Source organism: Cryobacterium sp. SO2 (assembly GCF_026151165.2).
Lineage (GTDB): Bacteria > Actinomycetota > Actinomycetes > Actinomycetales > Microbacteriaceae > Cryobacterium.
The window spans coordinates 1004171-1019047 of sequence record NZ_CP117849.1; the positions used below are offsets into that span (position 1 = coordinate 1004171).

Below are 14877 nucleotides of genomic sequence, written 5' to 3' on the forward strand. Positions count from 1 at the left end.
CCTAACCCGCGACTCGCCGCAGGGGCCAATCAGCCACTGAGCGGGGCTCACCCGATTCGTAAGCTGGGCTCGTTTATTGCTAGGGTTATGAGCGATTCACCCCGGACCGACGTTGCCCATGCTGGCACGAGGGCCGGCATTATTATTCGTCGTTGCGAGAGCAGAGCTCCACGCCCCGAACCAGGAGAAAGCGCTGCTAGAAACCGCCGTAAACCTGCTCGTTCCGTTTGCGTCCGACGACGGTGAATTCCACGGTCCGACGATCAACGAGTTCTTCCCCGATGCGATCTTCTTCGCCGGCACCCCGTTCGAAATGAACCGGGTCATCATCATCCGCCTCATCGCGGTGGCCGGAATGATGTTGATCTTCTGGCTCGGCACTCGCCGCATGAAGATCGTGCCCGGCAAGCTGCAGAGCATCGCCGAAATGGGCCTCGACTTCGTCCGCGTCAACATCGCAGAAGACCTGCTGGGCAAGAAAGACGGCAAGCGCTTCCTTCCCCTGATCACCACCATCTTCTTCATGGTGCTGTTCATGAACTTCACCGGTGTGATCCCGTTCCTGAACATCGCCGGCACCTCAGTGATCGGCGTTCCGCTGGTCCTGGCCCTCGTGGCCTACGCCACGTTCATCTATGCCGGAATCAAGAAGAGCCCGGGCAAGTTCTTCCGGAACTCGCTCTTCCCGCCCGGAGTGCCGCCGGTGCTGTACATCATCGTCACGCCGATCGAGTTCGTCTCCACGTTCCTGATCCGCCCGGTCACCCTGACGCTCCGACTTCTCATGAACATGATCGTCGGACACCTTCTACTGGTGCTGTTCTTCTCGGCGACTCAGTTCTTCTTCTTCACGGCAGATGGCGCATTCAAGGCGTTTGGCGTGGGGACGTTGGCCTTCGGGTTCGCTTTCACCCTGTTCGAATTGTTGGTCGCCGTGCTGCAGGCCTACGTATTCGCACTTCTCACCGCTGTCTACATCCAGCTCGCGCTGGCTGACGAGCACTAAACCTCGCATCCGGCACTCGCCGGGTACGTCACTACGGAAGGAAACACACGTGGACGCAGTTACCGTTCTCGCGGAAATCAACGGCAACATTGCCACCGTCGGCTACGGCCTCGCGGCTATCGGCCCGGCAATCGGCGTTGGTATCGTCGTGGGCAAGACCATCGAGGGTGTCGCGCGTCAGCCCGAACTCGCCGGCCGCCTGCAGGTGCTGATGTACATCGGTATCGCATTCACCGAGGCGCTCGCGTTCATCGGTATCGCGACCTACTTCATCTTCGTTTAGTCCTCTTTTCTACAACTAGTAAGGAGGCACGATGCTTCACTCAGTGATTGCGGCTGCCGCGGCGGAAGAGTCGCACAACCCGCTTCTTCCGGAGTGGTACGACATCATTTGGTCGTCGTTCATCTTCATCGTCATTCTGTTCTTCTTCTGGAAGCTCGCGCTTCCGCGGATGCAGAAGCTCCTCGACGATCGCGCCGAGGCCATTGAAGGAAACATCGCCAAGGCCGACGACGCCCAGCGCAAGGCAGAGGCTGCTCTCGAGCAGTACACCGCCCAGCTCGCTGCAGCGCGCGTCGAAGCCGGCCAGATCCGCGAGCAGGCTCGCGCCGACGGTCAGCAGATCGTCGCCGAGCTTCGTGAGCAGGCGTCCTCGGACGCCGCCCGGATCATGGCCACCGCCAAGACTCAGATCGAAGCAGAGCACCAGGCCGCCATCACCTCGCTTCGCAGCGAGGTCGGCACCCTGGCTCTCGACCTGGCCTCCGGTGTCATCGGCGAAAGCCTGAACGACGACGCGCGCGCCAGCGCCATCGTCGACAGGTTCCTCGCCGACATCGAGTCCTCCGAGAACACGGCCCCGTCGGCCGGAAAGCACTAGACACATGGGAAGCGCCACCAGAGAAGCCTTGGCCTCGTCGCGGACGGCCCTGGCCGCCCACGCCGACTCGGCCGATCTGGCGACGGGCGAAAGCCTGTTCGACGCCGGCCGGGTCATCGGCAACTCCTCTCAGCTGCTGGCCGCCATCGGCGACGCCTCAGCCGACGAGACCGCCAAGGCCGCCCTGGTCAAGGCGGTCTTCGCTCCGACGCTGACGCCGGCAGCCCTCGAGCTGCTGCAGTCGGCTGCGGCAGCCCGGTGGTCGAGCCACCAGGACCTGCTCGCAGGGATCGAAGAACTCGGCCTGCGCGTAACCGCCGCGTCCGCTCCGGCAGACGTGTCGATCGACTCCGAGCTGTTCACCTTCGGCGCGGCGGTCTCCTCCGACGCTGAACTCGAACTGGCGCTGACCAGCAAGCTCACCCCGGCCGCGGCCAAGGTGAGCCTCGTCGACGCGCTGCTCTCCGGCAAGGCGAGCGCGCAAACCCTCGTCATCGTGCGACACCTCGTGCAGCAGCCCCGCGGCCGCCGCATCGGCGAACTGCTGGGAGATGCCGCCGCGATCGTCGCCGATCAGGCTGACACCATGATCGCGACAGTCATCTCCGCCACGCGGTTGACCTCCACCCAGCTGGACCGCCTCGCGAAGACCCTGTCTTCACGGTACGGACGCAACCTCACCATCAATCAGGTCATCGACGCATCCGTCGTCGGCGGCCTGAAAGTACAGATCGGCGATGACGTCATCGACGGCAGCATCGCCACCCGTCTCAAGGACTTGAGACTGCAGCTTGCTGGGTAACCTTCGGGTTCTCAGATCACACAAACCTCGAGACGGTAACGTGTCGAAAAGACAAAGCCTGTACTGCTGTACAGAAAAGGGAAGATGATGGCAGAACTAACGATCAGCCCCGATGAGATCCGTGATGCTCTCCAGGACTTCGTCAAGTCCTACGAGCCGAACAAGACCGCAACGACCGAGGTCGGCTACGTCACCACCGCGGGCGATGGCATCGCCCACGTTGAGGGTCTCCCCGGCGTCATGGCCAACGAGCTCATCAAGTTCGCCGACGGCACTCTGGGCCTCGCGCTGAACCTTGACGAAGACGAGATCGGTGTTGTCGTCCTCGGCGAGTTCGCCGGCATCGTCGAAGGCATGGAGGTGTACCGCACTGGCGAGGTCCTCTCCGTTCCCGTCGGCGACGGCTACCTCGGCCGCGTCGTCGACCCGCTCGGCGCCCCGATCGACGGTCTCGGTGAGATCAAGACGGATGGCCGCCGCGCCCTCGAGCTGCAGGCTCCCGGCGTCATGCACCGCAAGTCGGTGCACGAGCCGATGCAGACCGGCATCAAGGCCATCGACGCCATGATCCCGATCGGCCGTGGCCAGCGCCAGCTGATCATCGGTGACCGCCAGACCGGCAAGACTGCCATCGCGGTGGACACCATCATCAACCAGAAGGCCAACTGGGAGTCCGGCGACACCAACAAGCAGGTTCGCTGCATCTACGTCGCCATCGGCCAGAAGGGCTCCACCATCGCTTCGGTGAAGGGTGCTCTCGAGGACGCTGGAGCGATGGAGTACACGACCATCGTGGCGGCCCCCGCCTCCGACCCGGCCGGCTTCAAGTACCTCGCCCCCTACACCGGTTCGGCCATCGGCCAGCACTGGATGTACGCCGGCAAGCACGTTCTCATCATCTTCGACGACCTGTCCAAGCAGGCCGAGGCCTACCGTGCGGTGTCGCTGCTGCTGCGTCGCCCGCCGGGACGCGAAGCGTACCCCGGCGACGTGTTCTACCTGCACTCCCGTCTGCTCGAGCGTTGCGCCAAGCTCTCCGACGAGCTCGGCGCCGGATCGATGACCGGCCTGCCGATCATCGAGACCAAGGCCAACGACGTTGCCGCCTACATTCCGACCAACGTGATCTCGATCACCGACGGCCAGATCTTCCTGCAGTCCGACCTCTTCAACGCCAACCAGCGCCCCGCTGTCGACGTGGGAATTTCGGTCTCCCGAGTCGGTGGTGACGCTCAGGTCAAGTCGATCAAGAAGGTCTCCGGTACCCTCAAACTCGAACTGGCCCAGTACCGCTCGCTCGAGGCGTTCTCGATGTTCGCATCTGACCTCGACCCGGCCAGCCGTCGCCAGCTTGCCCGTGGCGCGCGCCTGACCGAGTTGCTCAAGCAGCCGCAGTACTCGCCGTACCCCGTCGAAGACCAGGTCGTCTCGATCTGGGCCGGCACCAACGGCAAGCTCGACGAGGTTCCCCTCGAGGACATCCTGCGTTTCGAGCGCGAACTGCTCGACTACCTGGGCCGCAACACCGGCATCCTCACCACGCTGCGCGAGACCAACGTGCTCTCCGACGACACCGTCGCCGAGCTCACCGCAGCGGTCGACACCTTCAAGCGCGAATTCCAGACCGGTGAAGGCAAGGCACTCGCCTCCGTCGGCCGCGAAGAATTCGTCGCAACCAAGGCGGAAGACGTCAACCAGGAAAAGATCGTCAAGCACAAGCGCTAGTCGCCCACGCTTAACATCCACCGACACGACAGACAAGTAAGCACAGGAGACACATGGGAGCGCAACTTCGGGTCTACCGGCAGAAGATCAAATCTGCCCAGACGACCAAGAAGATCACTCGGGCCATGGAGCTGATCTCCGCCTCGCGCATCCAGAAGGCGCAGGCGAGGGTTGCTGCGTCCACCCCGTATTCGCGAGCGATCACGCGCGCCGTTTCGGCGGTTGCCACGTACTCGAACATCGAGCACGTGCTGACCACGGAGCCGGAGACCATCAACCGCGCCGCGGTCGTCATCTTCGCCTCCGACCGAGGCCTGGCGGGCGCGTTCAGCTCCCAGGTGCTCCGTGAAGCCGAACAGCTCAGCGAGCTGCTGCGCAGCCAGGGCAAGGACGTCGTCTACTACCTGGTCGGCCGCAAGGCCCTCGCGTACTTCAGCTTCCGCCGTCGCGTCTCGGAGCGATCCTGGACCGGCGCGACCGACCAGCCCGTGTTCGACACGGCGCAGGAGATCGGCGAGGCCCTCCTCGAAGCCTTCCTTCGCGGAGCGGACGACGGCGGCGTCGACGAGATTCACATCGTCTACAACCGCTTCGTCAGCATGGTCACCCAGGTTCCGGAAGTTGTCCGGTTGCTGCCCCTTGAGGTCGTCGAAGGCGAAGCCGCCGACGCCGCATCCGTGCTGCCGCTCTACGAATTCGAGCCTGAGGCCGAGACCGTTCTCGACGCCCTGCTGCCGGTGTACATCGAAAGCCGCATCTTCAACGCCATGTTGCAGTCGGCCGCTTCGGAGCACGCCAGCCGTCAGAAGGCCATGAAGTCGGCCAGCGACAACGCGGACAAGCTCATCAAGGACTTCACGCGGCTGTCGAACAACGCGCGCCAGACCGAGATCACGCAGCAGATTTCCGAGATCGTGGGTGGAGCCGATGCGCTCTCATCCGCCAAGAACTAACCCAGAGAAGAGAGAGTTATGACTGACACCGCAATCGCGCCAGTCCTCGAAGAGGGCACAGCCGGCGCTGTGGGCCGGATCGCACGCGTTACGGGACCCGTCGTGGACATCGAGTTCCCGCACGACTCGATCCCTGGAATGTACAACGCGCTCAAGACGACCATCGTCATTGGCGACGAGTCGACCGAGATCACCCTCGAGGTTGCCCTGCACCTCGGTGACGACCTCGTGCGCGCCATCGCCCTGAACCCGACCGACGGACTCGTCCGCGGCCAGGAGGTCCGGGACACCGGCTCGCCCATCATGGTTCCGGTCGGCAACGTCACCAAGGGCCGCGTCTTCAACGTCATCGGCGAGGTGCTCAACGCCAAGCCCGGTGAGAAGATCGAGATCACCGAGCGCTGGCCCATCCACCGCAAGCCGCCGCCCTTCGACCAGCTGGAGTCCAAGACCCAGCTGTTCGAGACCGGCATCAAGGTTATCGACCTGCTCACGCCGTACGTGCTCGGCGGAAAGATCGGCCTCTTCGGTGGTGCCGGTGTCGGCAAGACCGTTCTGATCCAGGAAATGATCCAGCGCGTCGCGCAGGACCACGGTGGTGTGTCTGTGTTCGCCGGTGTCGGCGAGCGTACCCGTGAGGGCAACGACCTCATCGGCGAAATGGAAGAGGCCGGTGTCTTCGACAAGACCGCCCTCGTATTCGGCCAGATGGATGAGCCGCCGGGAACGCGACTGCGTGTCGCGCTCTCCGCGCTGACCATGGCGGAGTACTTCCGTGACGTTGCCAAGCAGGACGTGTTGCTCTTCATCGACAACATCTTCCGCTTCACCCAGGCCGGTTCTGAGGTGTCGACCCTGCTGGGCCGCATGCCGTCCGCCGTGGGTTACCAGCCGAACCTGGCCGACGAGATGGGCATCCTGCAGGAGCGCATCACGTCGACCCGTGGCCACTCGATCACCTCGCTGCAGGCCATCTACGTGCCCGCTGACGACTACACCGACCCGGCCCCGGCGACCACGTTCGCGCACCTCGATGCCACCACCGAACTGTCGCGTGAGATCGCGTCGAAGGGCCTCTACCCGGCCGTCGACCCGCTCACCTCGTCCAGCCGTATCCTCGACCCCCGCTACCTGGGCGCCGACCACTACAACACGGCCGTTCGCGTCAAGGCGATCCTGCAGAAGAACAAGGAACTCCAGGAGATCATCGCGATCCTCGGTGTTGACGAGCTCTCCGAAGAGGACAAGGTGACCGTGGCCCGCGCCCGGCGCATCCAGCAGTTCCTCTCGCAGAACACTTACATGGCGAAGAAGTTCACCGGCGTCGAGGGTTCGACCGTGTCGCTCAAGGACACCATCGAGTCCTTCACGGCCATCGCCAACGGTGACTTCGACCACGTGTCGGAGCAGGCCTTCTTCAACGTCGGTGGCATCGGCGACGTCGAAGAGAAGTGGGCTCAGATCCAGAAGGAGAACGGCTAAGCATGGCTTCGGCTCCGCTTACCGTGAGTGTCGTCTCGGCGGACCAGCAGGTCTGGTCCGGCGAGGCGACCATGGTCGTGGCCCGCACCGTGGAAGGCGAGATCGGTATTCTCGCCGGCCACGAGCCGCTGCTGGCGATCCTCTCCAGTGGTGAGGTGCGCCTGACCCTGGCCGACGGCTCCAAGGTCGTCGCCGAGGCAGCCGACGGCTTCCTCTCGGTCGAGAACGACACCATCACCATCGTGGCCCGCAAGGCCGCGCTCGTTTAGGAACTGCCCGCTAGGACACTGTGTTTGTATTGCTACCGCCGTCGGAGACGAAACGCTCCGGCGGCGGTTTTGCGTCCCTGGACATCGACTCACTGGTCTTTCCCGCCCTCAACCGCCGCCGCCGCACCGTGGTACGGGCACTGAAGTCGCTGGCGAAAGACCAGGACGCCACTGTGCGCGCCCTCAAACTCGGCCGCACCCAACTGGCCGAGGTCGAGCGCAACGCCACGGTCGCTTCGTCCCCGACGACTCCGGTGATCGACCGGTACACCGGCGTACTCTACGACGCGCTGGATGCCGCGACCCTGTCGCCCGACGCCCGCGCTTTCGCCGGGCGCCACCTGCTCGTGCACTCGGCTTTGCTCGGCCCGGTCGGCGGCCTCGACCTGGTACCCGCCTACAGACTGTCGCACGATTCCCGGCTGCCGGAGCTGCCACTCAAGAAGCACTGGGCCACCGACGTGTCGGCCGTGCTGGAGTCCTCCGGCGGGCTCCTGCTCGACCTGCGGTCGGAAGGTTACGTATCGCTGGGAGCCGCGGCGGCCCATCCCGCGCGCTACTTCCTGCGCGTGGTGACGGAGACCGCTGACGGTCAGACCCGCGCGCTCAACCACTTCAACAAGAAGTCGAAGGGCGAATTCACCCGGGCGCTGCTGACGAACGGGCAGGACTTCGGCACCGTCGAGGAGCTGCTCGGCTGGGCTCCGACGGCGGGGCTCACCCTGCGGCCCGGCGCCACGGGCGAATTGCAACTGGTGGTGACCGGCCACGCCTAGTATTTAGTCGTGCAGAGACAACGAGTTAACGTCACCGTCACCGGCGCCGGGGGCAACATCGGCTACGCGCTCATGTTCCGCATCGCATCAGGCCAATTGCTCGGGCCCGACGTGCCCGTGGCCCTGCGCCTGCTGGAGATCCCCGGCGGACTCCAGGCCGCAGAGGGCAGCGCGTTCGAACTGCAGGACAGCGCGTTCCCGCTGCTGCGGGACGTGCGGGTGACGGATGATCCGGCCCAGGCCTTCGACGGCACCAACATCGCGATCCTGGTGGGCTCCCGCCCCCGCGGCCCCGGCCAACAGCGCGCAGACCTGCTCGAGGGAAACGCCCGCATCTTCGGCCCGCAGGGCGCCGCCATCAACGCCGGTGCAGCGGACGACGTCAGGGTGGTCGTGGTGGGCAACCCGGCCAACACCAACGCCCTCGTGGCGTCCAGCCACGCACCGGACGTTCCCGCCGACCGGTTCACGGCCCTCACCAGGCTCGACCACAACCGGGCGGTCGCCCAGCTCGCCGCCAAACTGTCGGTGCCGGTGACCTCGGTGCGCGGCGTGGCCATCTGGGGCAACCACTCCGCCCTGCAATACCCCGACGTCAGCCACGCCACGATCGACGGACGCCCGGTGCGCGACCTGGTGGACGACGCCTGGCTGGTGAACGAGTTCATCCCCCGGGTGGCCAACCGCGGCGCGGAGATCATCGCCGTCCGCGGCGCGTCCTCGATGGGCTCAGCCGCCAGCGCCACCGTCGACCACGTCTACGACTGGGTGAACGGCACCGGCGATGACTGGACCAGCGCCGGCGTGGTCTCGGACGGCTCGTACTGTGTGCCGGATGGACTGGTGTCGTCCTACCCGGTGCGCTCTCTCGGCGGACGCTGGTCGATCGAACCTGGCCTCGAGATCGACGCGTTCTCGCGAGCGCGGATCGACGCCTCTGTGGCCGACCTCGAAGCCGAACGCGACGCCGTCAGCGCCCTGGGGCTGCTCGGCCCCGGCTAGCCTGCCTGGGCTCCACGCTCAAGCGGCCGGCGCCGGAGCCAGGTGGCAGCCGGCCACGTGGTCGTTGACCAGGCCGCTGGACTGCATCAGCGCGTACATCGTGGTGGGGCCGACGAATTTGTAGCCGCGCGCGCGGAGGGCCTTGCTGAGGGCGGTGGACTCCGGGGTGATCGCCGGCACCTCCGCCAGCGTGCGCAGCGGTGCGGGGCGCGGTGCGGGGGCGAAGCTCCAGATCAGCTCCGCGAGGCTTTCGCCGAGCGCCTGGGTGGTGCGGGCGTTGCCGATGGTGGCGGTGATCTTGCCCCTGTGCCGGATGATGCTCTCGTCGGCCAGTAGCCGCTCCACATCGGCATCGGTATACGCGGCCACGGTATCTACGTCGAAGTTCGCGAACGCGGCCCGGAAAGCCGGCCGGCGGCGCAGGATCGTGATCCAGGAGAGCCCGGCCTGGAAGCCCTCGAGGCAGAGCTTCTCGAACAGGCGCTGGTCGTCGTGCAGCGGCGTACCCCACTCCTCGTCGTGGTACCGCCGGTATTCGCTGTCGTTCGCAGCCCAGCCGCACCGGGTGAGGCCGTCGTCACCGACGACGACCGATGCGCGCAGCACCGGGGCAGCGTCGACGCTCATCCGACGTACTCGATGCCCTCGTGGCGCAACAGCCACTGTTTGGTGGGGATGCCCTCACCGGCGCTGAACCCGGTGATGCGTCCGTTGGAGGCGAGCACCCGGTGACAGCCCACCAGGATCGGTGCGGGGTTCGCCCCGACCGCCCCGCCGATCGCCCGGCCGGCGCCGCTCTTGCCGATCGAACGGCCCAGTTCGCCGTAGGAGAGGTGGTCGCCGTAGGGGATCGCGGCCAGGCCCTGCCAGACGCTGCGCTGGAACTCGGTGCCACGAGAGAGCCGCACCGGCACATCGAAGGCGACCCTGTCGCCGGCGAAGTACTCGGTGAGCTGCTGGGCCGCTCGCCGCAACAGGGGAGTGGGGGCCTCCGGGAGGCCCTCGAAAGGCAGGTGGCCGTTCCTGACGATGGCCAGGGACCAGATCTCGGTGTCGTCGCCGGTGAGCTCGAGGCCGCCCAGCGGGCTGTCGACTCTGATCAGGTTCGGGGGGAGGGAGGTTGGGCTGCTCATACTGCGACTGTAGTCGGCGTGCCCCGGCGGTTCCGGCGGGTTTCGGACACCGGAATATTCCGCCGGCGCGTGGCCTGTGGAGGAGGGGCGAAAGGTCCTCTTTCCGGCTCCGGAGAGGAATAGTCTGGAGCAATGGCTCAGATCGACTATCGCACTCTCGGCAATTCAGGACTCGTCGTTTCGACGATCGGGCTCGGCTGCAATAATTTCGGCCGCACCGGCACGACGACCGAAAGCCAGGCCGGCACCTCCCTCGTGATCGACGCCGCGATCGACGCGGGGGTCACCCTCTTCGACACGGCCGACATCTACGGCGCCGAACGGGGACTCAGCGAGACCCTGATGGGCCATTCACTCCGCGGCAAGCGGGAGAAGATCGTTCTCGCCACCAAGTTCGGCATGGACATGAACGGCTCCAACGGCCCGGACTGGGACGCGCGCGGTTCGCGCCGGTACATCCGACTGGCCGTTGAGGCCTCGCTCACCCGGCTGCAGACCGACTGGATCGACCTCTACCAGCTGCACCGGCCCGACCCGAACACGCCCATCGAGGAGACCCTCTCGGTGCTGGACGACCTGATCCGCGAGGGGAAGATCCGTTACATCGGCCACTCCAATCTCGCCGGCTGGCAGATCGCCGAAGCCGAGTTCACCGCGAAGATGGCCGGGCACCCGGCGTTCATCTCGGCCCAGAACGAATACAGCCTGCTCGTGCGCGACGCAGAGGAGGAGGTCCTGCCCGCCGTGAACGCGTACGGGCTCGGCTTCCTGCCGTTCTTCCCGCTCTATAACGGCCTGTTCACCGGCAAGTTCAGCCGCGCGGGAGGGCCGGCGGACAGCCGGATCATGATGGTGCGCCGGCACCTGCTCGACGACGCCCCCTGGGACACCATCGAGCGGTACCAGCAGTTCTGCGACGACAGGGGCGTGAGCATGCTCGCGGCCACGCTCGCCTGGCTGCTCGCCCAGCCGGGGCTCACCAGCGTGATCGCCGGTGCCACCAGGCCGGAACAGATCGTGCAGAACGCCGAGGCGGCCACCACCTGGCGGCCCACCGGCGAAGACGTCGCCTACATCTCCGCCCTTTTCGCGTAACCCGTGCTCGCTGAGACACCAAGGACACCCATGCTCTGGAAATTGCTCGTACACTACCTCCGCCCGCATTGGCGGTTGCTGGTGGCCGTTGTCGTGTTCCAACTGGCGCAGTCGATAGCGTCGCTCTACCTGCCCTCGCTCAACGCCGACATCATCGACGAGGGCGTCGCCACGGGCGACACCGGCTACATCCTCCGCACCGGCGGAGTGATGCTGCTGATCACCCTGGGCCAGATCATCTGCGCCATCATCGCCGTCTACTTCGGCGCCAAGGCGGCCATGGCCCTCGGCCGTGACCTGCGCGGCGCCGTGTTCACCAGGGTGGGCGAGTTCTCCGAGCAGGAGGTCAGCCGGTTCGGCGCCCCGTCGCTGATCACCCGCTCCACCAACGACGTGCAGCAGGTGCAGATGCTCGTGCTCACCACCTGCACCCTGCTGGTGTCCGCCCCCATCCTGTGCGTGGGCGGCATCATCATGGCGATGCGCCAGGACCTCGAACTGTCCTGGCTGATCGCCGTCAGCGTGCCGGTGCTGCTCGTGGCCGTCGGACTCATCATCGTACGGATGGTGCCCCTGTTCCGGGTGATGCAGGTGCGCATCGACACCGTCAACCGGGTGCTGCGCGAACAGCTCACCGGCATCCGCGTGATCCGCGCGTTCGTGCGGGAAGACGTGGAGACCCGCCGCTTCGGCCGCGCGAACACCGACGTCACCGACACCGCGCTGCAGGCCGGCCGGTTGATGGCCCTGATGTTCCCCGTCGTCATGCTCGTGCTCAACGTCTCCAGCGTCGCCGTGATCTGGTTCGGCGCGTTCCGCATCGAAGACGGCTCGATGCAGGTGGGCACCCTGATCGCGTTCCTCAGCTACCTCATGCAGATCCTGATGGCCGTGATGATGGCCACCTTCATGGCCGTGATGATCCCGCGGGCCACGGTCTCCGCCGACCGCATCGGCGAGGTGCTCGACACCGAATCCAGCGTGCGCCCGCCGCTGAACCCGGTCAACGCCACCATCGGGCACGGTGAGCTCGAACTGCGCGGAGTGGGCTTCGCCTACCCGGGCGCCGACCAACCGGTGCTCAGCGACATCAGCTTCGTGGCCAGGCCCGGCTACACCACAGCCATCATCGGCAGCACCGGCTCGGGCAAGACCACCCTGGTCAACCTGATGCCGAGGCTGTTCGACGCCACCAGCGGCACCGTGCTGTTCGGCGGAGTCGACGTGCGCGAACTCAACCCCGACCTGCTCTGGGGCCACATCGGCCTGGTGCCGCAGAAACCGTACCTGTTCTCCGGCACCGTGCGCAGCAACCTGCTCTACGGCAAGCCGGATGCCTCCGAGGCCGAGATCTGGCAGGCGCTGGAGACCGCGCAGGCCCGTGACTTCGTGGAACGGCTCGACGGCGGCCTCGACGCCCCCATCGCCCAGGGCGGAACCAACGTCTCCGGCGGGCAGCGGCAACGTCTCGCGATCGCCAGGGCGCTGGTGAAACGGCCGGAGCTCTACATCTTCGACGACTCGTTCTCGGCCCTCGACCTCGCCACGGATTCCCGCCTGCGGGCGGCCCTGGCCGAGGACGTCAGCGACGCCACCATGATCATCGTCGCGCAGCGGGTGTCCACGATCATCGACGCCGACCAGATCCTCGTTGTCGAAGACGGCCGGATCGTCGCCAGCGGCACCCACGAGGAGCTCCTGGAGACCTCGACCACCTATCAGGAAATTGCGGCATCCCAGCTGGCAGCGGAGGCCACCAAATGAGCGACAGCACCGACGACGACGTCAAGGTTCCCGCCAGGCCCCCGCGCGGCGGAGGGCCGTTCGGCGGCATGAACATGCCGGCCGAGAAGGCCATGAACTTCGGTCCGAGCGCCAAACGCCTGATCGGCAAGCTGCGCCCGGAGCGGGTGTGGCTCATGCTCGTGCTGGTGCTCGCCGTGATCAGCGTGACGTTCTCGGTGATCGGACCTCGCCTGCTCGGCGAGGGCACCAACCTGATCTTCTCCGGCATCGTCTCCAAGGCCCTGCCGGCCGGGATGACGCAGGCCGAGATCATCGCGGGGCTGAACGCATCCGGTGACACGGCCAAGGCCGACATGCTCAGTGCCATGACGCTCACTCCCGGGCTGGGCATCGACTTCGCGGCGCTGTCCGCCGTGCTGTTCTGGGTGCTGGCGCTGTACATCCTCGCGTCGGTGTTCAGCTGGCTGCAGGCTCTGGTGCTCAATGCCGTCGTGCAGCGCACTGTGTTCAGGCTGCGCGAGGAGATCGAGGCCAAGATCAACCGGCTGCCGCTGGGCTACTTCGACACCGTCAAGCGCGGCGAACTGCTCAGCCGGGTGACCAACGACGTCGACAACATCTCGCAGAGCCTGCAGCAGTCGCTCAGCCAGGTGGTCACGTCGTTGCTCACCGTCATCGGCGTCATCGTCATGATGCTGCTGCTCTCGCCACTGCTCGCCGTGATCGCCCTCGTCACCGTGCCGCTCACTCTGGTGACCACCGTGTTGATCGCCAAGCGTTCGCAGAAACTCTTCGTGGCCCAGTGGACGCACACGGGCGAGCTCAACGGCCAGATTGAGGAAACCTTCTCCGGGCACGCCCTGGTCAAGGTCTTCGGCCGGCAGAAAGAGGTGGAGCAGCGCTTCACCGCCAAGAACGCCGAACTCTACGAGGCCAGCTTCGGCGCCCAGTTCGTGAGCGGCATGATCATGCCGGCCATGACCTTCATCGGCAACCTCGTCTACGTTGGCATCGCCGTCGTCGGCGGACTGCAGGTGGCCTCAGGGGCCATGCAGCTCGGTGACGTGCAGGCGTTCATCCAGTACTCCAGGCAGTTCACCCAGCCGCTCGCGCAGCTCGGCTCGATGGCCAACCTGCTGCAGTCCGGTGTGGCCAGTGCCGAGCGGGTCTTCGAACTGCTGGATGCCGACGAGCAGACCCCGGACGCCGACCCGGCCGAGACGCCGACCGAGACCCACGGGCGGCTGGTGTTCGAGGACGTGTCGTTCAGCTACAGCGCCGACAAGCCGCTCATCGAGGGCCTCAACCTGGTGGCGGAGCCCGGCCAGACCGTGGCCATCGTCGGCCCGACCGGTGCGGGCAAGACCACGCTGGTGAACCTGATGATGCGCTTCTACGAGCTCGACCGCGGCCGGATCACCCTGGACGGCGTCGACATCTCCCTGATGACCCGCGACGACCTGCGCGGCCGGATGGGCATGGTGTTACAGGACACCTGGCTGTTCGGTGGCAGCATCCGCGACAACATCGCCTACGGGCGGCCGGATGCCACCGAGGAGCAGATCCTCGAGGCGGCCAAGGCCACCTACGTGGACAGGTTCGTGCACTCGCTGCCGGACGGCTACGACACCGTGCTCGACGACGAGGGCGGCAACGTCAGCGCGGGGGAGAAGCAGCTGCTCACCATCGCCAGGGCGTTCCTGGCCCGGCCGAGCGTGCTGATCCTCGACGAGGCCACCAGCTCCGTCGACACCCGCACCGAGGTGCTTGTGCAGCACGCCATGAGCGCGCTGCGCGCCGACCGCACGAGCTTCGTGATCGCGCACCGCCTGTCGACCATCCGCGACGCCGACCTGATCCTGGTGATGGAGGCCGGCCGGATCGTGGAGCAGGGCAACCACGAGCAGCTCCTCCTGGCCGATGGCGCCTACCGGGCCCTGTACGACTCCCAATTCGCCGCGGCCATCGAGTAAAAAACCACCACCCAGCCCGCGAACCGTGAGAAGG

The 14877-nt window shown here is 66.0% G+C and carries 15 protein-coding genes; 13 read left to right on the forward strand and 2 right to left on the reverse strand.

Annotation, left to right across the window (positions count from 1 at the left end):
- Window positions 1-118 precede the first annotated feature (118 nt).
- The 10 genes from atpB (at window position 119) to BJQ94_RS04670 (ending at window position 8896) form a co-directional block, all read left to right on the forward strand.
- Window positions 119-1006, forward strand: a complete 888-nt coding sequence (gene atpB, locus BJQ94_RS04625) for a F0F1 ATP synthase subunit A (RefSeq protein WP_265400902.1) — start codon at window positions 119-121, stop codon at window positions 1004-1006.
- Window positions 1007-1055: 49 nt separating this feature from the next.
- Window positions 1056-1289: an ATP synthase F0 subunit C gene (gene atpE / locus BJQ94_RS04630; protein WP_066593671.1), complete on the forward strand. Its 234-nt coding sequence runs from the start codon at window positions 1056-1058 to the stop codon at window positions 1287-1289.
- A gap of 31 nt (window positions 1290-1320) precedes the next feature.
- Window positions 1321-1887 carry a F0F1 ATP synthase subunit B gene (locus tag BJQ94_RS04635; RefSeq protein WP_265400903.1) on the forward strand — a complete coding sequence of 189 codons (567 nt, stop codon included), beginning with the start codon at window positions 1321-1323 and terminating at the stop codon, window positions 1885-1887.
- A gap of 4 nt (window positions 1888-1891) precedes the next feature.
- Entirely contained in the window at window positions 1892-2689 is a 798-nt protein-coding gene (locus BJQ94_RS04640; RefSeq protein ID WP_265400904.1) for a F0F1 ATP synthase subunit delta, read from the forward strand.
- An 87-nt stretch (window positions 2690-2776) separates the two neighbouring features.
- Complete coding sequence (atpA, locus tag BJQ94_RS04645) at window positions 2777-4414, forward strand: F0F1 ATP synthase subunit alpha (RefSeq protein ID WP_265400962.1); 1638 nt, start codon at window positions 2777-2779, stop codon at window positions 4412-4414.
- Between the two features lie 53 nt (window positions 4415-4467).
- Window positions 4468-5367, forward strand: a complete 900-nt coding sequence (locus BJQ94_RS04650; protein ID WP_265400905.1) for a F0F1 ATP synthase subunit gamma — start codon at window positions 4468-4470, stop codon at window positions 5365-5367.
- An 18-nt stretch (window positions 5368-5385) separates the two neighbouring features.
- On the forward strand, window positions 5386-6849 hold the full coding sequence (atpD, locus tag BJQ94_RS04655; protein WP_265400906.1) for a F0F1 ATP synthase subunit beta: 1464 nt from the start codon (window positions 5386-5388) through the stop codon (window positions 6847-6849).
- Between the two features lie 2 nt (window positions 6850-6851).
- Window positions 6852-7118 carry a F0F1 ATP synthase subunit epsilon gene (locus tag BJQ94_RS04660; RefSeq protein WP_265400907.1) on the forward strand — a complete coding sequence of 89 codons (267 nt, stop codon included), beginning with the start codon at window positions 6852-6854 and terminating at the stop codon, window positions 7116-7118.
- A 20-nt stretch (window positions 7119-7138) separates the two neighbouring features.
- Window positions 7139-7894, forward strand: coding sequence for a peroxide stress protein YaaA (locus tag BJQ94_RS04665; RefSeq protein ID WP_265400908.1), 756 nt, complete (start codon window positions 7139-7141; stop codon window positions 7892-7894).
- A 9-nt stretch (window positions 7895-7903) separates the two neighbouring features.
- Window positions 7904-8896 (forward strand): malate dehydrogenase, encoded by a 993-nt coding sequence (locus BJQ94_RS04670; RefSeq protein ID WP_265400909.1) that lies wholly within the window; start codon window positions 7904-7906, stop codon window positions 8894-8896.
- Window positions 8897-8914: 18 nt separating this feature from the next.
- On the opposite strand, the gene BJQ94_RS04675 is transcribed toward BJQ94_RS04670, so the two are convergent.
- On the reverse strand, window positions 8915-9523 hold the full coding sequence (locus BJQ94_RS04675) for a DNA-3-methyladenine glycosylase I (RefSeq protein ID WP_265400910.1): 609 nt from the start codon (window positions 9521-9523) through the stop codon (window positions 8915-8917).
- On the reverse strand, window positions 9520-10029 hold the full coding sequence (locus tag BJQ94_RS04680; protein WP_265400911.1) for a methylated-DNA--[protein]-cysteine S-methyltransferase: 510 nt from the start codon (window positions 10027-10029) through the stop codon (window positions 9520-9522). Before BJQ94_RS04680 ends, BJQ94_RS04675 begins: the two co-directional genes overlap by 4 nt.
- A 132-nt stretch (window positions 10030-10161) precedes the next feature.
- On the opposite strand from BJQ94_RS04680, the gene BJQ94_RS04685 reads away from it, so the two are divergent.
- The 3 genes from BJQ94_RS04685 to BJQ94_RS04695 are packed head-to-tail and all read left to right on the forward strand — an operon-like array spanning window position 10162 to window position 14843.
- Window positions 10162-11124, forward strand: coding sequence for an aldo/keto reductase (locus tag BJQ94_RS04685; protein WP_265400912.1), 963 nt, complete (start codon window positions 10162-10164; stop codon window positions 11122-11124).
- Window positions 11125-11154: 30 nt separating this feature from the next.
- Complete coding sequence (locus tag BJQ94_RS04690; protein ID WP_265400913.1) at window positions 11155-12888, forward strand: ABC transporter ATP-binding protein; 1734 nt, start codon at window positions 11155-11157, stop codon at window positions 12886-12888.
- On the forward strand, window positions 12885-14843 hold the full coding sequence (locus BJQ94_RS04695) for an ABC transporter ATP-binding protein (protein ID WP_275875560.1): 1959 nt from the start codon (window positions 12885-12887) through the stop codon (window positions 14841-14843). Before BJQ94_RS04690 ends, BJQ94_RS04695 begins: the two co-directional genes overlap by 4 nt.
- Window positions 14844-14877: the final 34 nt, after the last annotated feature.